This is a genomic window from Vulcanococcus limneticus LL (assembly GCF_943369875.1).
Classification (GTDB): Bacteria; Cyanobacteriota; Cyanobacteriia; order PCC-6307; family Cyanobiaceae; genus Vulcanococcus; species Vulcanococcus limneticus_A.
Genome location: NZ_CALROT020000004.1, coordinates 85775 through 108518, shown reverse-complemented (window position 1 = coordinate 108518; position 22744 = coordinate 85775). Strand labels below are relative to the sequence as shown.

Genomic DNA, 22744 nt, shown 5'->3' with positions numbered 1-22744 from the left:
CAAGGGGGCCACGGCCGCGGGGCTCCGGCCCCCTGGCCCGCCATCCCATCCCTTGCCCCTCTCGGCCATGTCCCTGTCCTGGTGGCGGCTGGAGCTGCCGGCGCTCCCGGAGCTGGAGGAATCGCTGCTCTGGAAGCTCAACGCCCTCGGCATCCCGCGGGTGGCCGTGCGGCACCGCCCTGAGGCGCCCGAGCAGCGCACCCTGCTGGCCTGGTTGCCGGAGGCCGACTGGCCCGAGGCCGAGCGGGCCCAGCTGGAGCAGGCCCTGGCGCCCCTGGCCGCCACCTTCGGCCTGGCGCTGCCCCCGATCCAGTGGCAGCAGCAGGCCGACGAGGACTGGAGCCTGAGCTGGAAGCAGCACTGGCAGGCCGATCCGGTGGGGGAGCGGCTGCTGATCCTGCCCGCCTGGCTGGAGCTGCCCCCTGAGCACGCCGATCGGCTGGTGATCCGCATGGACCCCGGCAGCGCCTTCGGCACCGGCAGTCACCCCACCACCCGCCTCTGCCTGGAGGCGCTGGAGGCCCTGGCGGCCGAGCGCGGCGGCGATGGGGCCCCCGACCTGGGCCCCATCCGGGTGGCGGATCTGGGCTGCGGCAGCGGCATCCTCGGCATCGCCGCCCTGCTCCAGGGGGCCGCCACGGTGGCCGCGTCCGACACCGATTCCCTGGCGGTGCGCGCCACCCGCGACAACGCCGCCGTGAGCGGCTTCCAGGACCGGCTGACGGTGGCCCTGGGCTCGGTGGAGGCCCTGGCGGAGCTGCTGGCGGGGGAGCCCGCCGACCTGCTGCTCTGCAACATCCTGGCGCCGGTGATCGAGGCCCTCTGCCCGGCCTTCCACACGGTGCTGGCGCCCAGCGGCGTCGGGCTGCTCAGTGGCCTGCTTGTGGACCAGGCCCCGGGGCTGCAGGCGGCCCTGGCCGCCGAGGGCTGGCAGGCGGAGCTCACGGCCCAGCAGAGCCAGTGGGGCCTGATGACGATCCGGCGCGCCGCCCCGGCCGCCTAGCCGCGGCCTGGGCCTGCCGGTGTTGCATAAGGCACGCTGATCTGTGCCCACCCTTTGATTGGGCTTCCCGGCTTCTGGTGCCCAGATCCCCAGGAAGCCACCCCGGCGGATGTAGGAAGGGGCGGTCCTACGGACCCGGGGAATTCTCCAGGTTCCGTGAGCCCCAATCCCTTCCATGGCTTCCTATAAGGTCACCCTCATCAGCGAGAGCGAAGGCCTCAACAAGACCATCGAGGTTCCTGACGACCAGTACATCCTCGACGCCGCTGAGGAGCAGGGCATCGACCTCCCCTACTCCTGCCGTGCCGGTGCCTGCAGCACCTGCGCCGGCAAGCTGGTCTCCGGCACCGTGGACCAGTCGGACCAGAGCTTCCTGGACGACGATCAGATCGAGGCCGGCTTCGTGCTGACCTGCGTCGCCTACCCCACCAGCGACGTCACCATCAAGACCCACGCCGAAGAAGAGCTGTACTGAGCTCCTTGAGCCATCCAGCCTCCCCCCTGGGGCGGCCTTGATGGCTCTCGTTACTCGCTTTCAGTGACTCGGCCACCCTGCGGGGTGGCTTTTTTGTCACCCGCCCTTCGGGGCCTCCCCCGACGATTCGCGCAAACTGCCGTGGCTCTGGCTCCATCCGGCTCCTCCCCTGCCCAGGTGCGGGAGCTGTTCGCGCCCGGCAGCGAGCACACCAGCCCTGGCGGGCAGTACAGCTTCCGGGTGCTGGGCCCCTGCTGCCGGCTGTTCGACCGCGAGGAGCTGCCCTGGCCCTGCTGCCGCCTGGCCTGGCGCAGCAAGGAGCCCAGCTGGCGCCGGATCGGTCGGCGCTTCGTGCCCGACCTGGCCGCCCGACGCTGCCCCTCCTACGTCGTGGAGCTGCTGCAGCCGGGCTCCCGGCCCACCCGCACCGTGCTCACCCTGTTCTCCCAGCGGCTGCAGGGCCCCCTGCAGGAGTGGTGGTACAGCAAGCACCCGCACTCCCTCGACCCTGCCAACGTGGCACCCCCGGCCCCGGTGGAGTGAGCCTCCGACGGCCATGAAAAAGGGGGCTCTGCTGAGCCCCCCTGGGTGGAACGTTGGCTCCGGGATCAACCCGGAGACCTGGCTGGCGATCAGAAGTAGATCTTGCCGCCGCCCCACTGGAGGCCCTGCACCTTGGGGGCCACCAGGATGTAGCCGGCGATCAGGCGCAGATCCTCGTCATCGAGATCGCGCATCTTCACGAACACGTCGCTGCTGCGCAGGCTCGGGTGCACGTCCGAGATGCTGTATTCCCCGTCATAGGAGGTGGGGTCCTTGAGGTAGTCGACGAGGGCGTCGACGTTGTCGCGGGCGGGGGTGGCCAGGGCCAGGGTCTCGGGGTCGAGGCCCACGTTGTGGTTGGTCTTGGTGATGCCGCCGGCGTGGCACTCACCGCAGCTGCTGTTGAAGACCTTGCGACCGGCCTTGATCTCCTGTTCGCTGAAGGTGACCAGGGAGCCGTCGGGCCCGGCGGGCACCGTGAGCTGCTCCGCGGTCCACTGGGCGGCGTTGGCCGCACCGGCGAAACAGACCAACAGGGCCAGGGGCAGAACCAGCAGAGCCCGGGTCAGGACCCGACGCGCGGAGGAGAAGAAAGAGGCCATGGAAAAAGCCGGCAAGTAGGCGGTCATCACCGCACCTGAGCCCTTGTATCACGGGGGAAGGGCCCCCCGGGACGGAATCAGGAAGGCAATCACGAAGTGTTGCAGCCACAGGCCTGGAGCCGCCCGGGGCAGGCCCCGCCGGCCCCGGGACTCAGGGGCTGGAGCTGGTGCCCGCGCTGGCGGTGGCGCGGGGGGCTGCCGCGGCGTCGGCCGCCTGGGGCGTGCCGGCTTCGGGCTCCGGGGCGGCCAGCTCGAGGCTGAGGAAGTCCTTGGCCAGCAGGGTGTTGGGGAAGATCGCCCGCGCCTCGGCCAGCAGGTCGTCGGGGGTCACGGCGTTGCCCGGCATGTAGCGGGGGCTCAGGTGGGTGAGGGCCAGCTGCTTCACGCCGGCGGCCAGGGCGGTCTGGGCCGCCATGGTGCTGGTGGAGTGCTGGCGCTGGAAGGCCATCTCCGCCTCGGCGTGGGCGAAGGTGCTCTCGTGGATCAGCAGGTCCGCGCCGGCGGCCAGCTCCACCGCCGCCTCGCTGAACACGGTGTCGGTGCAGTACACGAGGCTGCAGCCGGGGCGCTCGGGGCCGCAGAGGCTGGCGCCGTTGATGATGCGGCCGTCCTCCAGGGTCACCGTGCGGCCGGCCTTCAGCTCGGCATAGATCGGACCCGGGGGGATGCCCAGCGCCTTGGCCTGCTCCACGGCGAAGCGCCCGGCCCGGGGCTTCTGGTCCACCCGGTAGGCGTAGGCCGGCACCCGGTGGGTCAGGGGGGTGCAGCGCACGGTGATGTCATCGTCGTCGAGCAGCAGGGCGCCGCTCTTGGCCGCCTCCTTCACCCGGTGGCTGCGCAGCGGGTAGCCGATGCGGGTGGAGCTGGTGCGCAGCACCCCCTCCAGGTAGTCGCGCAGCGGGTCGGGGCCGTAGAGGTCGATGCCGCTGCAGGTGCCCGCCAGCCCCAGGCTGGCCAGCAGCCCCGGCAGGCCGAACACGTGGTCGCCGTGCATGTGGGTGATGAAGATCCGGCTCAGCTGGCTCACCCGCAGCTCGCTGCGCAGGAACTGGTGCTGGGTGCCCTCGCCGCAGTCGAACAGCCACAGCTCAGCCCTCTGGGGCAGCCGCAGGGCCACCGCCGACACATTGCGGGAGCGGGTGGGAACGCCGGAGCTGGTGCCCAGGAAGGTGACCTGCACGGCCGGTGGATCTCCCTGATGCTCTCAGGGGCATGCTCCCACGCCGCGGCGGGGCGCTGGGGCCGCCTTGCCGTGCCGGCCCCCTGGCGCCCCCCGGTGGCGGCGTCCACAATGGTCTGCCAACCAGGGATAGGCCCAGCCGCATGCCGAGCCAGCGCGACCCACGGCGCCATGCAGGACGCCCTGCCGCCAAGGCCTGGCCCTGGCCCCTGGGCAGGGTTGCTGCTCTGGCGGCGCCCCTGGCGGGCCTGGCCCTGCTGGCCCCGCTGGTGCCACCGGTTCTGCTGGCGCCGGATCCGGCCCGGGCCGCGGGGCGCCGGGTGGAGGCTCCTTCCCCCGAGCTGCGGGTGTTGCTGCAGGAGGGTCCGGCCCTGACGGTGCGGGCCGCTGGCGCCACCCGCCTGCGCCTGCGCGATGGCCGCGGCAAGGCCCTGCTGGTGATCTCGGGCGAGCGGCCGCTGCGGCTGCGCTGGCGGGCCGGCCTGGTGGAGGCGGAGCCGGATCCCGTCGTGGTGGCGGCAGCGGCTGCGCTGCCGGGGCCCGACCCGGCCGCGGGGGCCGCCGGGGCCGGCGAGCGCACCGGTGCCGGGCCCAGCCCCGAGCCCGAGCCGCTCCAGATGCCCCTGCGGCTCAGCGAGCTCTGGCTGGAGTCGGTGCCCGCGGCCGACTCCGATCCGGCCCTGTGGCTGCAGAAGCGCCGCTACCGCGGCCGCCTGCAGATCCGGCCGGTCAATGAGCAGCTGCAGGCGATCAACGTGCTGCCGCTCGAGACCTACCTGCCCAGTGTGGTGGGCAGCGAGATGCCGGCCAGCTGGCCCCTGGAGGCCCTGCGGGCCCAGGCGGTGGCGGCCCGCACCTACGCCCTCAAGGGCCGCAAGCCCGGGGCCGCCTACGACCTCAAGGCCACCGTCGCCAGCCAGATGTACAAGGGTCTGGAGGCGGAGACCGCCTCGACCCGCGCCGCCGTGGCCGACACCCGCGGCCTGGTGCTCACCTACGGCGACAGCCTGATCGACGCGGTGTTCCACAGCAGCGCCGGCGGCGTCACCGAAAGCAGCGGCGACCTCTGGCCCCGCCAGCTGCCCTACCTGGTGAGCGTGCCGGATTTCGACCAGACCTCCCCAGTGCGGGAGTGGCGCCAGCCCCTGGATCCGGCCCAGCTGCGCCAGGCCTTCGCCGAGATCGGCGGGGCGGCGGCGATCCAGGTGCTGGCCACCACCCCCAGCGGTCGCGTCAGGCAGGCGCGGGTGGTGGGCCCCGCCGGCCAGCTGGTGCTCACGGGCCCTCAGCTGCGCACCCGCCTGGGGCTGAAGAGCACCTTCGTGCGCTTTGAGCTGCAGCCGCTGCTGCCTGGCCCCACGGCGCTGTCGCTGCCGGGTCTGGAGGCGGGCCCGCTCCCGGCGGGCGCCGGCGCCCTGACCCTGCCCGCCCAGGCGCCGCTGGACGCCCCCCAGCCCCTGCCGTTACCGGTGGCCGGGGGGATGCCCGCGGCGCCACCGGCTCCCCAGCTGCTGGTGGCCGTGGGCCGGGGCTTCGGCCATGGGGTCGGCATGAGCCAGTGGGGGGCCTTTGCGATGGCCAGCCGGGGCACCGGCTTCGAGCAGATCCTGCGCCACTACTACCGCGGTGCCCGCCTGCAGCCCTACACCGAGGTGCCCGGCCTGGCCCTGGCCACGGGAGTGGAGAGCCGCGACGACAGCGGCTCCACGGCCACGGCGCTGCCGGTCGGCGGACGGCGCTGATGCCCGGCACCAGCCTGGAGCTCGGCCCCACGGCCGCTCCCATCCGCCTGGCCGTGGAGCCGGGGCCCGAGGCCCTGGGCCGGCGGGTGGCCGCGCGGCTGCTCGGGGCCCTGCGGGATCGTGCCCGCGGCCTGAGCCGGCGCCCCCTGGGGCTCGCCACCGGTCGCACCATGGAGCCCGTCTATGCCGCCCTGCGCAACGACCTGGCGGCCCTGCCGGCGGCGGAGCGCCGCGAGCTGCTGGCCCACTGGCACAGCTTCAACCTCGATGAATACGTGGGCCTCGGGCCCGCCGATCCCCGCTCCTTCGCCGCCACCATGGCCGCCGCCGTCGGCGAACCCCTGGGGCTGGCTCCCGCCCAGCTGTGCCTCCCCGACGGCCTGGCGGCCGATCCGGAGGTCGAGGCCCAGCGCTACGCGGCGTCGATCGCCGCCGCCGGCGGCCTCGGCCTGCAGCTGCTGGGTCTGGGCAGCAACGGCCATGTGGGCTTCAACGAGCCCCCCTGCGGCCCCGAGGCCCCCTGCCGCCCTGTGGAGCTGGCCCCGGCCACCCGCCGCCAGAACGCCGCTGATTTCGGGGGGGATCCGGAGGCGGTGCCGCGCTGGGCCATCAGCCTGGGGCTGGCCGAGATCCTCCAGGCCGAGGAGCTGCTGCTGGTGGTGAGCGGCGGCGCCAAGGCCGAGATCCTGCGCCGCGCGTTGCTGGAGCCCCCCACGGCCGCCGTACCGGCCAGCTGGCTGCAACGGCATCCCCGGCTCCGGGTGATGGTGGATGCGGCGGCGGCGGCGGAGCTCTCCAGGGGGAGTTGAGCGGGGTGCCCGCAGCCGATCCCCAGGGGCTCTGGCCGCTGGGCCCTGGCCCCGGCGCCTAGCGGCGTTCCTCCAGCACCGGCAGGGTCCATTGGCCCGAAAGGGCGGTGGCCCCGGGGCCATAGAGACGGGCCACGAAGAAGAAGGGGCCAGCCGGTGCAGGCAGCCAGTTGGAGACCTTGTCGGGGCCGGGATTGTCGTGCTGGAGATAGAGCTCCAGGGAGCCATCGGCCCCCAGCTTCAGGCCCTGGGTGCGATCGCCGATCGAATAGCGATCGATCGGATTGGCCACCAGCAACCGCTGCGGCAGGTTGTACATCGTGATCGACCAGAATTCACTCACCGGCGGCAGCTGGCCGGCCGGGAAGCGCAGCACCCATCGGCGGCGGCCATCGAGCACCTTGCCGTCGGGGCCCGTCTGCTGGCTGGCGTAGAGGGCTTCGGCACTGCTGTTGCCGTAGATCCCCAGCATCGCCCCCATGGCGCGGTAGGTGAGGTAATCGGGCCCCAGCTCCTGGCGGGTGCCGAAGAACCCCTTGGAACTGCTCTGGGCTAGGGCCTTGCTGCGCAGATTCGCGGCGGCAACGGCCACCCCTTCGCTGATGGCGGTCCGGATCTGGGGATCCAGTCGGGCCGGATCAAAGGCACGCCTGGGGCCGATGCCGATGCGGGCGAAGCGCGCCATCATCGCCCGCTCCGACGGCACGGTGGGCATGAACGGCAGCAGGGCATTGAGATAGGCGATGAAGCCGATCCCCTCGGCCTTGGAGGCATCCCAGGCGGGCCAGGTCACCGGGGGAGCGGGCCGGGGCGGCTTGGTGCCTTCGAAGCGCGAGAGGGGGATCAGCTGATACCTGGCCTGCAGCGCCTGCAGGGCGGGGATGTCATCGGGGCCGTTCAGCTGGGTGCGGGTGAGGGTGCCCACGAAGTCGGTCTCGGCCCGGAACACCTTGGTGATCCCCTTGGGCACGGTGCCCTGCCAGCGGGGGCCAGCAAACAGATAGGTGCCGGCGCCCCGCCCCGTGGCGCGCACACCCGTGTAGGCGAAGTTGTGGGTGTAGAGGTCAAACCACTGATTCACGTAGTAGCGGGGAGCCGCCACGGCTGGCAGCTTCAGCACGATCGGCTCCGCCCGCAGATCCAGCCAGGCCCAGGAGTAGGGCGTGTCGTTGTTGGGGGTGACGATGTCGGTGTCGGCCGGGGTGGCGGAGCGGCTGTAGTGGCGGAAGCGGTTGAAGCCGCCCACGTAGCCCGGGAAGGCCTTGTTCTGGGTCTGGTTCCAGAAGGTCTGGTAGCCCTGCAGGGGGGCATAGGCGTACAGCCAGGCCTCCTCGGCGATCGCCCGCGCTTCGGCGGGGCTGGGGGCCGGCAGGGTTTGGACGTTGTCGGTGGCGTGGGCGGGCCCCGCTGCCAGCAGCGACGGCACCAGCGGCAGGCCTGGGCCTGGGCTCAACAGAGTGGCAGCCAGCGCCAGAGCGGTGCCGGCGGCGAGCGGAGACGGGGTGGAGCAGCCCATGGGCAATGGCGAGAGCGTGAGGGGAGCCGGTGACTGGCGTTGGTGTTGGCCCCCAGGCCGGCAGCGGTGCGGTCGGGGGCTTGACGTCATCCCGGAGGCCGGAGCCGGGCCTGTGGCGTCCCGGCGTCAGGGGCGCCGCGCGGCGATGGGCTCAATGTCGTTGAGCTGCCAGGTCTTGGCGAAGTAGGGCTCGGTGGGGGCGTAGAAGCGGAAGTAGGCGAACCAGCCCTTGCCCGGCGTGGTCTGGATCCAGTTCCTGGCGCCAGCCGGCCGGACCGGTCCGAACTCCACATCCACCGAGCCGTCGGCGTTGCTCACCAGGTCGGGCTGGCGGGAGCTGAGATCGGCGGCGCCCTGGGGGGTGATCAGCGGGCCACGGCTGAGGTTGTCGTAGAGGGTGATCGACCAGAACTGCTTCACCGGGGCGTTGGCTGGCACCCGCATGCGGTAGCTGCGGCCGCCGTCGAGCCACTGGCCCTTGGCGTCCTTGGAGGCCTCCAGATACACCTGGCCGAAGCCCAGCACCCGGCCCTGCATCCCCACCGACATGCCGATGGCCTCGTAGAACCAGGAGCTGCGCTCGTCGAGCTGCACCCGCCGCTTGTCGGGGGATTCCTGGTCGAGGTCGAACAGCACGGCGTACTCCCAGTGCTTGCCGGGGTACACCGAGGCGCCGGGGGTGCGCTTGTCGTAGGCGATGGTGCGGGCCATCAGGTCGCCCAGCTGGGCCGCCTCGCCAAGGATCCGTGCCTGCCGGGCATGGGGCCTGAAGGGCTGGCCCGGGCTGATGCCTAAGGGCGCCAGCATCCCGAACAGCATCCGATCGCGGGGCGCCACCGGTTCGTTGGCGTAGAGATCACTGAGCAGCCGCCAGTAGGAGAGGTCGGCGGGCTGGGCCGACTGCCAGGGGCGACCCCCCACCTCCTCGTAGCGGGACACCGGCGGATTGGCGCGCTGGTTCCAGCCGTAGAGGCGGTGCTGGCGCACGGTGGCCTCGGCCATGGCCCTGTCGGGCGCCAGGCCGCGGGTGCCGAACCAGATCTGGTTGCTGGACGCCCGGAAGATCCTGTAGCCGGGGGCCTCCACCGCCGCGGCGCCGGGGGGAAGGATCAGATACTTGCCGCCGGCCCCCTTGTCGGGGCCGGTCTGGCCCATGTCGGTGATCGGCTGCTGCCAGATGTCGAGCACGCCGCCGGCGGTGAGCCCGGCCGGCACTTCCACCACCAGGGGCCCCTGCCTGGCCAGATCCCAGAAGCTGAAGGCGTAGAGCGTGGTGATGTTGGGCGTCAGCATCCCCGCCTTGTCCTGCAGGGTGCGGTAGAGCAACACGTCGCCGTTGCGCACGCCCATGGTCTTGGCCTGGGCGTCGTAGAGGGCCTTGAAGCCCACGGCTGGCAGGGCCCACAGGTAGCCCTGGGTGGCGCGCTGCCGGTCGAGTTCGTCGTAGAGCTTTTGGGCCGTGGCGGCCGTGGGGTAGCCGTTCTCCAGCTCCAGCCGGCCCAGTGGGCGGAGCTCCACGCTGGTGCTGCTGCTGGACTGGCCCAGGGCTGAACTGGGCAGGAGTCCCATCAGGCACAGGGTCCCCAGGGCAACGGCGGTGGAACGGAACCTCGGCATGGCGGAGCGTGGGACGACGTGGGTTGGCCGGGCGTGCCGACCTGGGCCATCAGCAGCGGCATCGCGCCGGGTCCGCGGCCGGGATGGGCGCGGAAGCCGGGGCGGCGGGGCTGGGGGGCGGTGGGGGGCCCGGTGGGATCCAAGGCCGTCCTTCCCTTGATAGGGCGATCACCTCCAATCGAGGGTGGCCCCCACGGGGATCTTCCGGATGGTTTCTGGATCCGTCCGGCAGAGATCCGGCCGAGCGGCTGATTTCCGCGCACCCGCTCGGCCCCCGGCTTCCGGGGGACGCGGCCGTCAGTCCGCGACGGCGTTCAGCAGCGCCTCATCGGCCTCCAGATTGCTGGTCACGCTGCGCACGTCATCGAGCTCCTCGAGGGCATCGAGCAGCCGCAGGCAGCGGGCCAGATCGGCGGGATCCTCCAGGCGGCAGGGGGTCTGGGCGATCCAGCGGTGCTCCCAGCCGGCCACCGGCCAGCCGAGGCCCCGCAGCCCGTCCTGCAGGGCTTCCAGGTCGGTGAAGCCGCCGATCACCTCCGCCCCCTCGGGGTCGAGCTCGTAGCCGAGGGGCACCGGCCCCCCCTGGGTCTCCAGCTCCAGCAGGCCCTCCAGCAGGGCCTCCTCGGAGAGGTGCAACGGCTCCAGTCGCACCACGGAGCGGTGCTCGAACAGGTAGCCCACACAGCCCGTCTCCCCCAGGTTGCCGCCGTTCTTGCTGAAGGCCAGGCGGATCTCGGCGGCGGCGCGGTTGCGGTTGTCGGTGAGGGATTCGATCAGCACGGCCACGCCGCCGGGCCCGTAGCCCTCGTAGCGCACCGCCTCAAACTGGTCGCCGCCTCCCGCCTGGCCGGAGCCCTTGGCGATGGCCCGCTCGATGTTGGCGGCCGGCAGCCGGCCCGCCTTGGCCTTCTCGATGGCGGTGCGCAGCTGGAAGTTGCCGGCGGGGTCGGCGCCGCCCCGGGCCGCCACCGTGATCTCCCGCCCCAGCCGGGTGAACAGGGCGCCGCGCTTGGCGTCCACGACGGCCTTGGTGCGCTTGATCTGGGCCCATCTGCTGTGGCCGGCCATGGGTGTCGGGGAATCGCGCGAAGGGTGGGCTGGCCCGGGCTTCAGCCGCTGGCGTTGAGCACCAGGCGGGGCTGCAGGCGGCCCTCGGCCAGGGCCCGGGCCATGCCGGCCAGGTTGCCATCCGGGCCGACTACCACCACGGGATCGCCCTCCACCAGGCACCCCACCAGCTCGCCGCAGGCCACCTGGCTGCGGCCGCAGCGCCAGCCCGCCAGATCGGCTTCCTCCAGCCGGTGCCGGGGCAGGTGGGCCAGCACCACCAGCGGATCCAGCAGCGCCGGGGGTGGGCTCAGCTCCAGCCGCTCCAGGGGCACCGCCAGCTCCAGCCCGAAGCCCAGGGCGGCGGTGCGCCGCAGGCTGGCCAGGCAGCCGCCACAGCCCAGGGCCGCCCCCAGGTCCCGGGCCAGGGAGCGGATGTAGGTGCCGGCGGAGCAGGCCACCGCCAGCTCCAGCTGGCCCGTGGCCGGATCCCAGGCCAGCAGCTCCAGGTGCTCGATCGTCACCTGCCGCTCGGCCAGCTCCAGCGCCTCGCCGCGGCGGGCCCGGGCATAGGCCCGCACGCCGTCCACATGCACAGCCGACACCTGGGGGGGGCGCTGCTGGATGGCGCCGCGGAAGGGCGCCAGGGCCCCCTCCAGCTCGGCGGCCGTGAGGGCCGGCACGGCCCGGCGTTCCAGCTCCTCACCGGCCAGGTCGTCCGTGCTGGTGGTGAGCCCCAGCTGCACCACGCCCCGGTAGGCCTTAGCGCCATCCAGGTAGGGCAGGAGCCGCGTCGCGGCCCCCACGGCGATCGGCAGCACGCCGGTGACGGCCGGATCGAGGGTGCCGCCGTGGCCCACCCGCTTGAGCCCGTAGGCCCGCCGCACCCGGCTCACGCAGCCATGGGAGGTGAGGCCCGCGGGCTTGTCGAGCACCAGGAAGCCGCAGGGGGCGGATGGGGCCGCCGCCGCGGGTGCCTCGGGCTGGGGCGCTTCCGCCCCTCCCGTGCTGCTCCCCGCCACCTCCGCCCCCGCCATGGCCGCCTCGCCGCACCTCCAGGCGGGAACTGTTGCATCCGGCCCTTCCCTCGGCCCGCAGCGCTGCCGGCCCGGCCGATCCCCGCCAGCCTGGGGGCCCCCTGTCCGGCGCTCCCCCCGCCCTCCCCCCTGTGACCCTGCAGCAGCGCCGCGACCTGGCCTTCCTGGTGCTGGCCGGGCTGTTCCTGGGAACCATGGGCATGCTCAACATCCTCGGGCTCACCCGCTTCCTGCAGCTGGGCTCGATCGGCTCCTGGCCGATCGTGGTGGCGGTGGGGGCCCTGCCCTACCCGGTCACGTTTCTGTGCACCGACCTGATCAGCGAGATCTGGGGCGAGCAGAAGGCCAGCCAGCTGGTGTGGGTGGGGCTGCTGCTGAACGGCTGGATCGTGCTGATCCTGTGGCTGGGGGGGACGTTGCCGGGCCTGGCGGGGGCGCCGGAGGCCACGTTCTTCGAGGTGCGCCGCCTGGCCTTCGGCGCGGTGGGGGCCTCGATGGCCGCCTACCTGGCGGCCCAGTTCACCGACGTGCGCCTGTTCCATTTCTGGAAGCGCCGCACCGCCGGCCGGGCCCTGTGGCTGCGCAACAACGGCTCCACCCTGGTGAGCCAGCTGGTGGACACCAGCGCCGTGGTGCTGATCAGCCACTACGGCTCCCACGTGCTGCCGGTGCGGCCCGATGCGCCGGTGCTGCCGCAGCTGGTGGCCTTCATCGCCAGCGGCTACCTGTTCAAGGCCGTGGCGGCCCTGGCCGACACCCTGCCCTTCTACGGGCTCACGGCCTGGCTGCGGCACTGGCTGGAGGTGCCGGGCCTGGGATCGGAGCTCGGGGAGGCGGAGGGCCCCTCCGCCCTGCCGGAGCCTCCCACCGCTGGCCCGGCGCCGCTGGGCTCCTCACCACCCGAGGACCGCGGCCGCTGAGACCTACGGTGCCAGCACGCTCCCGTGTGCCTGTGCCGGCCTCCGCCCAACCCCCTCAGCCCAGCGCTGCCACCCCCTCCGGGCCCCCCAGCGGAGGCGCGTCCCTCGCCCCGGCCCTGCCCCAGCTCGATCCCGAGCGCTTCCTGGCCGATGGCTTCGAGCTCACGGCCCAGCTGGCGGTCTTCCTGGGGATCAGCACCGAGGAGCTGGCCGACCGCCTGCCCCTCGGCACCGAGGATCTGGCGGCCCTCCATCCCGGCGCCTTCGACCCGGAGCAGGCCGGCGCCTTCTACGAGGAGACGGTCGGCACCGGCCATCTGCTGGAGCTGGCGGCCTGGCACCTGGGCAGCGCCGACTACATCGCCGACACCCTGCGGCTGCAGGCCCGCTTCGCCCGCGGCCAGGTGCTCGATTTCGGCGGCGGCATCGGCAGCCACGCCCTGGCGGCGGCGGCCCTGCCGGAGGTGGAGGCCGTGTGGTTCGTGGATCTCAATCCCCACAACCGCGCCTTCGTGCAGCAGCGGGCCGAGCGGCTGGGGCTGGCGGATCGGCTGCGCTGCTTCCGGGATCTGGCCGATCCCCAGCTGCCGGAGCGCTTCGACACGATCGTCTGCCTCGATGTGCTCGAGCACCTGGCGGATCCCGCCGGCCAGCTCGAGACCTTCGCCGCCCGCATGGCACCCCAGGCCATCGCCCTGCTGAACTGGTACTTCTTCAAGGGGTTCCACGGCGAGTACCCCTTCCACTTCGACGAGCCCGCGCTGGTGGAGCGCTTCTTCCGCACCCTGCAGGGCCGCTTCCTGGAGCAGTTCCACCCCTATCTGATCACCACCCGCGCCTACCGGCTGCAGGCCTGAGCCTCACTGGGGCTCACCGCGGCTTGATGGCCACAACAAAGCCGGCGGGGAGACCGCCGGCCAGGGGTTTGGGGCCCGCTGGGCCCCGGGATCGCTATGCGCTGAGCCTGAGCCTCAGGCGGCGGCGATGTTGATGCGCTTGCGGCTGCGCAGGCCGCGCTTGATCGTGTCGAAGCTCACCACGCCATCCGCCAGGGCGAACAGGGTGTCGTCGGAGCCGCGGCCCACGTTGATGCCGGGCAGCACGGAGGTGCCGCGCTGGCGGATCAGGATCGAGCCGGCGCTCACGGTCTCACCGCCGTAGCGCTTGACGCCGAGGCGCTTGCTGTTGGAGTCGCGGCCGTTGCGGGTGGAGCCGGTGCCTTTCTTGTGGGCCATGGTTCAGAGGGAACGGGGGGAGGTGGGAGCGGGAGTCTGGGTCTGGCCTCAGGCCAGGGCCTTGCCGCCGACGGTGATCGACTGCACCTGGACGCGGGTCAGCTCCTGGCGATGGCCGTTCTTGCGGCGGGTCTTCTTCTTGGGGCGCATCTTGTAGACGATCACCTTCGGGCCGCGGCGGTGCTCCAGCACCTTCAGTTCGACGGTGGCGGCCTTGACGTAGGGCTGGCCCACGGTGGCGGCGGTGCCGTCGTTCACCAGCAGCACGTTCTCCAGGGTCACGGTGCTGTCCACGTCAGCGTGGATGCGGTCGAGGTCGTAGTAGCGGTTGGGCTGCACCCAGAACTGCGTTCCGGAGGTCTCGACGATCGCGTAGGGACCGGTGGTGGCTGGGTTGGGGGAGGTGCTCATGGCGGTCCGGGGCGTGGACAGGCTGACGGAACACGCGGGGCCTCAGCCGGGAAACCGGCCTGGCCTGCGGGGCGTCATTCGGCCTGCCGCACGGCAATCGAAAGACAAACAACGATCTTCACCTTTCAATCTGCCCATCGTCAACACTGTTGGCAGCGCCCCGGGCCCCAGCTCGGCTCCATGTCCCAGCCGGCACTCACCATCGCCTCCCTCCTCACCGACCGCAGCCTTGAGCAGGCGTGCCACAAGTGGCTGCGCGGCGGCCGCTATTGCCTGGAGGACCTCGGGGCGACGGCCGACCCGGTGGGCGAGCTGGAGCGGCGCTGCGAGAGCTTCGATGTGGTGCTGCTCCAGCAGGGGGCCTTCCCCACCCAGGCCTATGGCCGGCTGGTGGAGCAGGGCCTGCTGCTGCCGGCGGTGGTGATCGGCGAGGTCAACGGCCGCACCGACTACCACGAGGCGGAGGTGCACCTGCCCCTGGACCAGCTGGAGCAGCTCAGCTACAGCGTCGATGCGGCCGTCTCGCGCTTCCTGAGACGCGGCCTCTCCAATGCTCCCCCCGCCGCTACGGCTCCGCCGGCCGCCGCCACGGCTCCACCCCCCGGCTGGGGGCTGCCGAGTCGGATCAAGGATCGGCTCGGCTACCTGGGGGTGTTCTACAAGCGGGATCCCTCGCTGTTTCTGCGCAACCTGCCCGAGCCGGAGCGCGAGGAGCTGCTGGGGTCCCTGGAGCGCACCTACCGGGACCTGCTGCTCAGCTACTTCAGGGACCCGGATGCGGCCAACCAGGCCATTGAGAGCTTCGTGCACACCGCCTTCTTCAGTGATCTGCCGATCACCAAGGCCGTGGAGATCCACATGAACCTGATTGATGCCTTCTGGAAGCAGCTGCGGCTGGAAGGTCACAAGAGCGACTTCCTTCAGGACTACCGGCTGGCTTTAATTGACGTGATGGCCCACCTCTGTGAGATGTACCGCCGCTCCGTGCCCCCCGACTTGCCGGTCGGGGCCGCCATCGCTGAGGCGACAAGCTCCCTGGACGCCGAATTGTCAGGGGCGCCTGCCACGACCATCGGCTCCCCGGGTACCTAGGCCCCGCCCGCCGTTGCTGCCTCACCCACTGCTCTGTCTGATTCTTCGTCCAATTCCCAGCAGGTGATCTGAATGAGCCCCCGCAAGACCTACATCCTCAAGCTGTATGTGGCGGGAAACACGCCCAATTCGATGCGCGCCCTCAAGACCCTGCGCGACATCCTGGTCACCGAGTTCCAGGGTGTGTATGCCCTCAAGGTGATTGATGTGCTCAAGAATCCCCAGCTGGCCGAGGAGGACAAGATCCTGGCGACGCCCACCCTGGCCAAGATCCTGCCGCCGCCGGTGCGTCGCATCATCGGCGATCTCTCCGATCGCGAGCGCGTGCTGATCGGTCTGGATCTGCTCTACGACGAGCTGTCCGAGGAGGAGCTCCACAATCCCCTGGCCTCGGATGCCGCCGGTGCCGAGGCCCCGGCGGGCCAGACCACCCAGGTTGGCTCCTGAAGCCTGTCAAAACCCTGTCACTGCCTAGAATCCCTTCAGGACCACCCGATCGATGCAGGACCCCAGCTCCCCCAACCATGCCCTGCTGCAGGTGCAGAAGCTCCCTACGGGGATCGAGGGATTCGATGACATCTGTCAGGGGGGATTGCCGATTGGTCGATCCACGCTGATCAGTGGGACCTCCGGCACCGGCAAGACGGTGCTCTCCCTCAACTTTCTCTACAACGGCATTCGCCAGTTTGACGAACCTGGCATCTTCGTCACCTTTGAAGAGTCGCCGCTGGATATCCTTCGCAATGCCTCCAGCTTCGGCTGGAATCTGCAGGAGATGGTGGAGCAGGACAAGCTCTTCATCCTGGATGCCTCGCCCGACCCCGAGGGTCAGGATGTGGCCGGCAGCTTCGATCTCTCCGGTCTGATCGAGCGCATCAACTACGCGATCCGCAAGTACAAGGCCCGGCGGGTGGCCATCGATTCGATCACGGCCGTCTTCCAGCAGTACGACGCGGTGTCGGTGGTTCGGCGGGAGATCTTCCGCCTGATTGCCCGGCTGAAGGAGATCGGGGTCACCACGGTGATGACCACCGAGCGCATTGATGAATACGGCCCGATCGCCCGCTACGGCGTGGAGGAATTCGTCTCCGATAACGTGGTGATTCTCCGCAACGTGCTGGAGGGCGAGCGCCGCCGCCGCACGGTGGAGATCCTCAAGCTGCGCGGCACCACCCACATGAAGGGTGAATTCCCCTTCACCATGGGCGCCCACGGCATCAGCATCTTCCCGCTCGGGGCGATGCGTCTCACCCAGCGCTCCTCGAACGTGCGAGTCAGCTCCGGTGTGCCCCGCCTCGATGAGATGTGCGGTGGCGGCTTCTTCAAGGATTCGATCATTCTGGCCACCGGCGCCACCGGTACGGGCAAGACGCTGCTGGTGTCCAAGTTTGTGGAGAACGCCTGCAGCAACAAGGAGCGGGCGATTCTGTTCGCCTACGAGGAATCCCGCGCCCAGCTGCTGCGCAATGCCACCAGCTGGGGCATCGACTTTGAGCAGATGGAGCGTGATGGTCTGCTGAAGATCATCTGCGCCTACCCCGAATCCACAGGCCTTGAGGACCATCTCCAGATCATCAAGACCGAGATCAGCCAGTTCAAGCCATCGCGGATGGCAATTGATTCGCTCTCGGCCCTGGCCCGCGGGGTGAGCCACAACGCCTTCCGCCAGTTTGTGATCGGCGTGACGGGCTACGCCAAGCAGGAGGAGATCGCCGGCTTCTTCACGAACACCTCCGAGGAGTTCATGGGCAGCCACTCGATCACCGACTCCCACATCTCCACGATCACGGACACGATCCTGCTGCTGCAGTACGTGGAGATCCGCGGCGAGATGGCCCGCGCCCTGAACGTGTTCAAGATGCGCGGCTCCTGGCACGACAAGGGCATCCGCGAATTCGTGATCACCGGCAATGGTCCGGAGATCAAGGACTCCTTCTCCAATTTCGAGCGGATCATCAGCGGTGTGCCCCACCGCATCAATGCCGACGAGCGCAGCGATCTGGCCCGGATCGTGCGGGGGGTGGCCAGCGAAGACAAGCTCTGAGGCGGCCCCGCCGGGGCCTCAGCGCTCCACGCGGGTCAGCAGCCCCAGGTCAGTCGTCCCTCAGGCCCGGCCGGCCTGCTCCAGCAGGCGGCGTTCGCGTCGCCGCTCGCTTTCCACCTGCAGCTCATCGCCATCGGCCTGTTCCAGGGGCAGGTCAAACCAGAAGGTGGTGCCCACCCCCAGCTCGCTCACCATCTGGATGCGCGTGCCGTGCTTCTCGAGGATGCCGCGCACGATCGAGAGGCCCAGGCCCGTGCCCACTTCCGTGTGTACGGCATTTTCCACCCGGTAGAAGCGCTCGAAGATGCGGCTCTGGTCCTCGCGGGAGATGCCTGCGCCCGTGTCGGCGATCTCCACCCGCAGCCGCGGCAGGGGCGAGGTGAGTTCGCAGTAGGGGTTGGCGCTGTCCGGCGCGGTGCTGGGATCGAGGGGGCACAGGTCGGGCCAGGGATAGGCCCGCAGGGCCAGGCGGCCGCCGCTGGCGGTGAACTTGAGGGCGTTGCCCACCAGGTTGTCGAACACCTGCAGCAGCAGATCCCAGTTGGCGCGGATGCGGGGCAGGGCGCTGTCCACATCCAGCTCCAGCTCCACGCCCTTGTCCTCGGCGTTGAGCCGGTAGTTGCGCAGGGTCTGCTCCATGGCCGGCCGCAGCTCCACCGGTTCCAGCGCCCAGACCCGATCGCTCTCCAGCCGGGAGAGGTCGAGCACGTCGTTGACGAGCCGGGTGAGGCGATCGGTCTCGGCGTTGGCGATGCCCAGGAATTCCTTCTTCTCCTCCTCGCTGAGCTGGTCGCCCAGGTCGTGGAGGGTCTCCACGTAGCTCTTGATGTTGAAGAGCGGCGTGCGCAGCTCGTGGGAGACGTTGCTGATGAAACGGCTCTGGGCGGCGTTGAGTTCCACCTCGCGGGTGAGGTCCTGCACCGTCACGGCGATGCCCTTGAGGGTTTCGCCACTGGCATCGCGCACCGCCTGCAGCACGATCCGCAGGGTGCGCGCTGGTTCGCCGAAGCTGCAGCGCACGTCGCTGCTGTCTCGGCCATCGATCAGCAGGCTGTCGAGCGGGGCGTGCAGTTCCACGCCGATCCGCTCCGGCAGCTCGACATCCAGGGGGCTGCCCTCCAGCTTGCGCCCCTCCCAGCGGAACAGGCGCCGGGCGGTGGGATTCACCAGCACGATGCGGCCCTCGGCATCCAGCAGCAGCGCCCCATCGGCCATGGTGGCGATCAGCGACTGCTGTTTCACCTGCGCGGCGGTGAGTTCCTCGATGTTGGCGGCCTTGTAGACCTCCAGCTGGGAGGCCATGGCGTTGAAGCCCTGCAGCAGTTCCCCCAGTTCGCCGCCCACCGGCAGGGCGATCCGCGCGGCGAAGTCGCCGTCGGCCACGGAGCGCACACCGCGCAGCAGCTCCTTCACGGGCTGGATGATCGTGAGCGCGTTGAACACCGCCCCCAGGATCACCAGCACCCAGATCGAGATGAACACCGCCACCGTCACCTCGCGGCTGAGGGCGGCGCTGGCCAGCACGGCCTCGTTGGGGTTGATGCCCAGGGCCAGCACCCCCAGGTCGCGATCCCCGGAGACGAGCGGCACGAACACGTCGGTGACCTGGCCGTCCGGGGTGAGGTGCTGGCGGATCAGCGGACCCTGGGGCTGGCGGGCCAGATCGGGAGGCAGTTCGAGCCGGCGGCTGAGCAGCAGCTCACTGCCACCGCTGGTGCCGCTGATCGGAATGCCCAGGTAGATGACCCCATCGGGATCGGCGAAGAAGATGTAGCGAAGGCTGCGGGTCGAACGCCAGAAGCGCTCGGCCACCGCCGCCAGCTCCCGGTCGTTGCCCTCGGCCACCAGCGGCGTCACGTTCGCCGAGAGCAGCAGCCCCAGGTCGCGGGCGAAGCGGGTGTCGCTCATGCGCACATCCGTCTGGATGCCGTTGAGCGCGAAGAAGGTGATCGCCGTCATCACCAGGCTCACCACCAGGGTGGCGGCGGCGAGCAGCTTGGTCTGCAGGCTGAATTCGGCCCACCACAGGGTCAGCCGCTGCCACAGCGACCGGGGCGGCCGTGGGGTGGGCAGGGCGGCCTGGGGGCCCGCGCTGACCGCAGGGGTGGGGGAGGCGGAGCTGATCACGGCGCTCGGGGCTCCAGGCAACCCTAGAGAGGTCCCGCTCCCGGGCCCGGCCCGTCGCCCTGGTTCTGCGCCGGGGTTCTGTTCAGCGGCTGCGCCCCTGTTCAGCTGCTGCGCACCCGGCTCAGCGGCTGCGCACCTGGTGGCCGATGTCGCGGCGGAAGGTGATGCCCTCGAAGCGCACCTGCTCCAGCCCGGCGTAGGCGCGTGCGAAGGCGGCATCGAAATCGTCGGCCTGGGCCACCACCGCCAGCACCCGGCCGCCGCTGCTGAGGCAGGTGCCGTCGGCCTCGCGGCGGGTGCCGGCGTGGAACAGCTGCAGGTCGTCGCCGGGCACCAGGGCGCTGTGGATCGGATCGCCCTTGCGGATCTCGCCGGGGTAACCCGCGGCGGCGGCGATCACGCAGGCGCTGCACTGGGGGGCGATGCTCAGCTCCGGCGCCTGATCCAGGCGGCCCTGGGCGCAGGCCAGCAGCACCTGGGCCAGCTCGGGGCCCAGCAGCGGCATCAGGGTCTCGCACTCCGGATCGCCGAAGCGGCAGTTGAACTCGATCACGCTGGGGCCGTTCTCGGTGAGCATCAGCCCGGCGTAGATCACGCCGCGGTAGTCGATGCCGCGCGCCTGCAGGGCCTTGAGGGTGGGCTCCAGCACCTGCTGCCGCACCTGCTCCAGGCCGGCGGCATCCAGCAGCGGCGCCGGCGCGTAGGCGCCCATGCCGCCGGTGTTGGGGCCCGTGTCGCCCTCGCCGATGCGCTTGTGGTCCTGGGCGGGGGGCAGCAGCACCAGCCGTTGGCCGTCGCTGAGGGCGAACACCGACACCTCGGGGCCATGGGTGCGCTCCTCCAGCACCAGCGAGGCCCCGGCGCTGCCGAAGCGGCCCTCGAACACCTCCTCGATGGCGGCCCGCGCCTCCTCCAGGGTTTCGGCCACGGTGACGCCCTTGCCGGCCGCCAGGCCGTCGGCCTTCACCACCAGGGGCTTGCCCTGGGCCTCCAGGGCGGCCAGGGCCTGCTCGCGGCTGCTGGCGGGCCAGTAGCCGGCGGTGGGGATGCCCGCCTCCACCATCAGCGCCTTGGCCCACTGCTTGCTGGCCTCCAGCTGGGCGCCATCGGCGCCGGGGCCGAACACCGGCAGGCCCGCGGCGCGCAGCTGGTCGGCCAGGCCGGCGGCCAGGGGCGCCTCGGGGCCCACCACCACCAGCTCGATGGCGTGCTCGCGGCAGGCGGCCAGCAGGGCGCCATGGTCGGATTCGGCAATGGCCAGCTGCCGGCAGCCCGCCAGCTCCAGGGTGCCGCCGTTGCCGGGGGCCACCCACACCTGCTCCACGCCGCTGCAGCGGGCCAGGGCCCAGGCCAGGGCGTTCTCACGCCCGCCGCCCCCCACCACCAGCACGCGGGCGGGATTGGGCGCAGCGGCGGCAGGGCTGGGCATGGCGGGAGGGCCGGAGGCGGAGCGGGTGGGAGGGCCCGGCGGGGTCCCCTAGGTTGTGGCCCAGTGGACGCTGCGCGGTGCCATCCCTTCTTTACACGCCGGTGCGGCTGGGGCTGAGTCGCGCGCTGGGGTTGGTCCTGGGCGGGCTGGCCGCCGGGGCTGGGCCGATGCCGGCCCTGGCGGCCGCACCGGCGGCGGCGCCGATCCCCGTTGAGCCCGCCACGGCCGTCCCGCCCGCCCCCAGCGGAGCCGCCCCCGGGGCCTCCGCGCCCGTGCAGCCCGCGGGCTCCACCATCTCTGAGGCCGCCTTCGAGGCGCTGCTGCTGCGGGGTGACCTGGCCTCCCTCGACGCCGCCTGCCTGGATGCGGCCCGCTTCGATCTGGTGGGCCGGCTGCGGCTGCTGCGCAACGCGCTGCTGGCGGTGCAGCCCACACCCCGCTCCCTGGAGCCGGTGCTGCGCAACGCCAATGCCCTGCTCAACTGCCGCGCCCCCGACGACGCCCTCACCGTCCTGAACCGCTACGGCCCCCAGGCCGGGCCCGAGCGGGACCAGTGGCTGATCCAGCAGTGGCGGGCCGCCAACGCCGGTCTGCACCACCGCCTCGCCGCCGAGGCCCTGGAGCGCCTGGCCCAGGGCAGCCTCGCCGCGCTCGAGACCATCCCCCTGCCGCTGCAGCTGCGCCAGGACGGCAGCCTGGCCACCCGCCCGGCCCTGGAGGTCTACGCCGAGCACCTGGTGGTGCTGGGCCGCGACAACGAGGCCGCCGCCGCCCTGCTGGCGGGCCGCCTGCCCGGCCGGCCGGCCGCCGAGCGCCTGCAGCGGGCCGTGGCCCTGCTGCGGGAGCTGCCGCTGGAGCAGCGCAACCAGCTGATCGAGACGGCCCTCGACCAGGCCGCCGCCGCCGGCGCCTGGGGCCTGGCGGCCTCCCTGCTGGCGGACCAGCGGGCCCTGCTGCAGGCCGCGGGCCTGAGTGACCAGCGGCCCAGCGAGCGCTTCCTCCGGCTGGCCCGGCGCATCGACGACGCCTATGGCGAGTGGCAGCTCAGGAGGCAGGATCCTCAGCAGGGAGCCCGCAGCGCGGAGCTGCAGCGCCAGCTGCGCTCGCCGCGGGAGCCCGGAGGCCACACCCGATCCCAGCCATGACTGCCGCCTACACCCTCGGCTCCCTGCTCTACGAAGGCAAGGCCAAGCGGGTCTTCCAGACCGACCGGCCCGAGCTGGTGGCGGTGGAGTTCAAGGACGACGCCACGGCCTTCAACGCCCTCAAGAAGGCCCAGCTGGCCGGCAAGGGGGAGCTGAACTGCCAGATCTCGGCCCGGCTGTTCGAGCTGCTGGAGCGCGAGGGCGTGCCGACCCACTACCTGGGGCTGGAGGGCCGGAACTGGCTGGTGGTGAAGCCTGTGTCGATCGTGCCGGTGGAGGTGGTGATCCGCAACGTGGCCGCCGGCTCCCTCTGCAAGCAGATGCCGATCGCCGCCGGCACGCCCCTGGATCCGCCCCTGCTCGATCTCTATTACAAGGACGACGCCTACGGCGACCCCCTGCTCACCGACGCCCGGCTGGCGCGTCTCGGTCTGCTGACGGTCGACCAGCGGGCGGAGCTGGAGCGCCTGGCCTTCCGGGTCAATGCGGTGCTGCGGGCCTTTTTTGCCGGGATCGGCCTGCAGCTGGTGGATTTCAAGATCGAGCTGGGTTTCACCGCCACGGGCGAACTGGTGGTGGCCGATGAGATCAGCCCCGACACCTGCCGCCTCTGGGACCTGCAGGTGGCCGATGCCAGCGACCGCATCCTCGACAAGGACCGGTTCCGCCAGGACCTCGGCGGCGTCGTCGAGGCCTACGGGGAGGTTCTCAAACGGGTCCACGGGGCGTGCCCTGCACCACGCGTTTACGGGTAACGTCAGCGGCATTTG

General features: G+C 71.4%; 22 protein-coding genes. 12 read left to right on the top strand and 10 right to left on the bottom strand.

The features are described from left to right. Positions 1-67 precede the first annotated feature (67 nt). From prmA to ACLV7J_RS06380, 3 genes are all read left to right on the top strand, one after another. Positions 68-1003, top strand: a complete 936-nt coding sequence (gene prmA, locus ACLV7J_RS06390; protein ID WP_411868276.1) for a 50S ribosomal protein L11 methyltransferase — start codon at positions 68-70, stop codon at positions 1001-1003. Between the two features lie 175 nt (positions 1004-1178). Further along, positions 1179-1478 carry a ferredoxin gene (locus ACLV7J_RS06385; RefSeq protein ID WP_094588541.1) on the top strand — a complete coding sequence of 100 codons (300 nt, stop codon included), beginning with the start codon at positions 1179-1181 and terminating at the stop codon, positions 1476-1478. A 141-nt stretch (positions 1479-1619) separates the two neighbouring features. Further along, positions 1620-2021, top strand: a complete 402-nt coding sequence (locus tag ACLV7J_RS06380) for a hypothetical protein (RefSeq protein ID WP_411868275.1) — start codon at positions 1620-1622, stop codon at positions 2019-2021. Positions 2022-2110: 89 nt separating this feature from the next. Here ACLV7J_RS06380 and psbV read toward each other — a convergent pair whose 3' ends face one another. Further along, the gene (psbV, locus tag ACLV7J_RS06375) at positions 2111-2623 is read right to left on the bottom strand and encodes a photosystem II cytochrome c-550 (protein ID WP_411868274.1); all 513 of its coding nucleotides are present in this window, start codon (positions 2621-2623) and stop codon (positions 2111-2113) included. Between the two features lie 151 nt (positions 2624-2774). Next, complete coding sequence (locus ACLV7J_RS06370; protein ID WP_411868273.1) at positions 2775-3803, bottom strand: ribonuclease Z; 1029 nt, start codon at positions 3801-3803, stop codon at positions 2775-2777. Positions 3804-3946: 143 nt separating this feature from the next. Here ACLV7J_RS06370 and ACLV7J_RS06365 point away from each other — a divergent pair, with 143 nt between their 5' ends. After that, on the top strand, positions 3947-5545 hold the full coding sequence (locus ACLV7J_RS06365; protein ID WP_411868272.1) for a SpoIID/LytB domain-containing protein: 1599 nt from the start codon (positions 3947-3949) through the stop codon (positions 5543-5545). Then, a complete protein-coding gene (locus tag ACLV7J_RS06360; protein ID WP_411868271.1) occupies positions 5545-6354 on the top strand; it encodes a glucosamine-6-phosphate deaminase in 810 nt (269 codons plus the stop codon). The genes ACLV7J_RS06365 and ACLV7J_RS06360 overlap by 1 nt, the downstream gene beginning before the upstream one ends. A 58-nt stretch (positions 6355-6412) precedes the next feature. On the opposite strand, the gene ACLV7J_RS06355 is transcribed toward ACLV7J_RS06360, so the two are convergent. From ACLV7J_RS06355 to truB, 4 genes are all read right to left on the bottom strand, one after another. Then, on the bottom strand, positions 6413-7807 hold the full coding sequence (locus tag ACLV7J_RS06355; RefSeq protein WP_411868270.1) for a DUF1254 domain-containing protein: 1395 nt from the start codon (positions 7805-7807) through the stop codon (positions 6413-6415). 189 nt (positions 7808-7996) lie between these two features. Continuing rightward, entirely contained in the window at positions 7997-9487 is a 1491-nt protein-coding gene (locus ACLV7J_RS06350; RefSeq protein WP_411868269.1) for a DUF1254 domain-containing protein, read from the bottom strand. 297 nt (positions 9488-9784) lie between these two features. Continuing rightward, on the bottom strand, positions 9785-10555 hold the full coding sequence (locus ACLV7J_RS06345) for a YebC/PmpR family DNA-binding transcriptional regulator (protein WP_411868268.1): 771 nt from the start codon (positions 10553-10555) through the stop codon (positions 9785-9787). 41 nt (positions 10556-10596) lie between these two features. Then, a complete protein-coding gene (truB, locus tag ACLV7J_RS06340) occupies positions 10597-11571 on the bottom strand; it encodes a tRNA pseudouridine(55) synthase TruB (protein WP_411868267.1) in 975 nt (324 codons plus the stop codon). A gap of 131 nt (positions 11572-11702) precedes the next feature. On the opposite strand from truB, the gene ACLV7J_RS06335 reads away from it, so the two are divergent. Both ACLV7J_RS06335 and ACLV7J_RS06330 read left to right on the top strand, forming a co-directional pair. Continuing rightward, entirely contained in the window at positions 11703-12491 is a 789-nt protein-coding gene (locus ACLV7J_RS06335; RefSeq protein WP_411868266.1) for a queuosine precursor transporter, read from the top strand. 116 nt (positions 12492-12607) lie between these two features. Then, a complete protein-coding gene (locus ACLV7J_RS06330) occupies positions 12608-13348 on the top strand; it encodes a class I SAM-dependent methyltransferase (protein WP_411868391.1) in 741 nt (246 codons plus the stop codon). A 114-nt stretch (positions 13349-13462) separates the two neighbouring features. Here ACLV7J_RS06330 and rpmA read toward each other — a convergent pair whose 3' ends face one another. Beyond that, positions 13463-13726 (bottom strand): 50S ribosomal protein L27, encoded by a 264-nt coding sequence (gene rpmA, locus ACLV7J_RS06325; RefSeq protein WP_411868265.1) that lies wholly within the window; start codon positions 13724-13726, stop codon positions 13463-13465. Between the two features lie 48 nt (positions 13727-13774). Further along, positions 13775-14137, bottom strand: coding sequence for a 50S ribosomal protein L21 (gene rplU, locus ACLV7J_RS06320; RefSeq protein WP_411868264.1), 363 nt, complete (start codon positions 14135-14137; stop codon positions 13775-13777). A 180-nt stretch (positions 14138-14317) separates the two neighbouring features. On the opposite strand from rplU, the gene ACLV7J_RS06315 reads away from it, so the two are divergent. The 3 genes from ACLV7J_RS06315 to kaiC all read left to right on the top strand — a co-directional run bounded on the left by ACLV7J_RS06315 (position 14318) and on the right by kaiC (position 17273). After that, positions 14318-15229 carry a circadian clock protein KaiA gene (locus ACLV7J_RS06315; protein WP_411868263.1) on the top strand — a complete coding sequence of 304 codons (912 nt, stop codon included), beginning with the start codon at positions 14318-14320 and terminating at the stop codon, positions 15227-15229. Between the two features lie 72 nt (positions 15230-15301). Continuing rightward, on the top strand, positions 15302-15676 hold the full coding sequence (gene kaiB / locus ACLV7J_RS06310; protein WP_411868262.1) for a circadian clock protein KaiB: 375 nt from the start codon (positions 15302-15304) through the stop codon (positions 15674-15676). A 52-nt stretch (positions 15677-15728) separates the two neighbouring features. Next, positions 15729-17273, top strand: a complete 1545-nt coding sequence (gene kaiC, locus ACLV7J_RS06305; protein ID WP_255126537.1) for a circadian clock protein KaiC — start codon at positions 15729-15731, stop codon at positions 17271-17273. A 60-nt stretch (positions 17274-17333) separates the two neighbouring features. Here kaiC and nblS read toward each other — a convergent pair whose 3' ends face one another. Both nblS and purD read right to left on the bottom strand, forming a co-directional pair. Then, positions 17334-19400, bottom strand: coding sequence for a two-component system sensor histidine kinase NblS (gene nblS, locus ACLV7J_RS06300; RefSeq protein WP_411868261.1), 2067 nt, complete (start codon positions 19398-19400; stop codon positions 17334-17336). 121 nt (positions 19401-19521) lie between these two features. After that, entirely contained in the window at positions 19522-20829 is a 1308-nt protein-coding gene (gene purD, locus ACLV7J_RS06295) for a phosphoribosylamine--glycine ligase (RefSeq protein ID WP_411868260.1), read from the bottom strand. Positions 20830-20906: 77 nt separating this feature from the next. Here purD and ACLV7J_RS06290 point away from each other — a divergent pair, with 77 nt between their 5' ends. Further along, complete coding sequence (locus tag ACLV7J_RS06290; RefSeq protein WP_411868259.1) at positions 20907-21974, top strand: hypothetical protein; 1068 nt, start codon at positions 20907-20909, stop codon at positions 21972-21974. After that, entirely contained in the window at positions 21971-22729 is a 759-nt protein-coding gene (gene purC / locus ACLV7J_RS06285; protein ID WP_411868258.1) for a phosphoribosylaminoimidazolesuccinocarboxamide synthase, read from the top strand. Before ACLV7J_RS06290 ends, purC begins: the two co-directional genes overlap by 4 nt. Positions 22730-22744: the final 15 nt, after the last annotated feature.

What these genes read in the sequence shown, in the direction of transcription:
- kaiC (WP_255126537.1), top strand. Translation starts at nt 15,729, where the DNA reads ATGCAGGACCCCAGCTCCCCCAACCATGCCCTGCTGCAGGTGCAGAAG.
- purD (WP_411868260.1), bottom strand. Translation starts at nt 20,829, where the DNA reads ATGCCCAGCCCTGCCGCCGCTGCGCCCAATCCCGCCCGCGTGCTGGTG.
- rpmA (WP_411868265.1), bottom strand. Translation starts at nt 13,726, where the DNA reads ATGGCCCACAAGAAAGGCACCGGCTCCACCCGCAACGGCCGCGACTCC.
- purC (WP_411868258.1), top strand. Translation starts at nt 21,971, where the DNA reads ATGACTGCCGCCTACACCCTCGGCTCCCTGCTCTACGAAGGCAAGGCC.
- ACLV7J_RS06350 (WP_411868269.1), bottom strand. Translation starts at nt 9,487, where the DNA reads ATGCCGAGGTTCCGTTCCACCGCCGTTGCCCTGGGGACCCTGTGCCTG.
- ACLV7J_RS06315 (WP_411868263.1), top strand. Translation starts at nt 14,318, where the DNA reads ATGTCCCAGCCGGCACTCACCATCGCCTCCCTCCTCACCGACCGCAGC.
- prmA (WP_411868276.1), top strand. Translation starts at nt 68, where the DNA reads ATGTCCCTGTCCTGGTGGCGGCTGGAGCTGCCGGCGCTCCCGGAGCTG.
- psbV (WP_411868274.1), bottom strand. Translation starts at nt 2,623, where the DNA reads ATGGCCTCTTTCTTCTCCTCCGCGCGTCGGGTCCTGACCCGGGCTCTG.
- ACLV7J_RS06365 (WP_411868272.1), top strand. Translation starts at nt 3,947, where the DNA reads ATGCCGAGCCAGCGCGACCCACGGCGCCATGCAGGACGCCCTGCCGCC.
- ACLV7J_RS06385 (WP_094588541.1), top strand. Translation starts at nt 1,179, where the DNA reads ATGGCTTCCTATAAGGTCACCCTCATCAGCGAGAGCGAAGGCCTCAAC.
- truB (WP_411868267.1), bottom strand. Translation starts at nt 11,571, where the DNA reads ATGGCGGGGGCGGAGGTGGCGGGGAGCAGCACGGGAGGGGCGGAAGCG.
- rplU (WP_411868264.1), bottom strand. Translation starts at nt 14,137, where the DNA reads ATGAGCACCTCCCCCAACCCAGCCACCACCGGTCCCTACGCGATCGTC.
- kaiB (WP_411868262.1), top strand. Translation starts at nt 15,302, where the DNA reads ATGAGCCCCCGCAAGACCTACATCCTCAAGCTGTATGTGGCGGGAAAC.
- ACLV7J_RS06360 (WP_411868271.1), top strand. Translation starts at nt 5,545, where the DNA reads ATGCCCGGCACCAGCCTGGAGCTCGGCCCCACGGCCGCTCCCATCCGC.
- ACLV7J_RS06345 (WP_411868268.1), bottom strand. Translation starts at nt 10,555, where the DNA reads ATGGCCGGCCACAGCAGATGGGCCCAGATCAAGCGCACCAAGGCCGTC.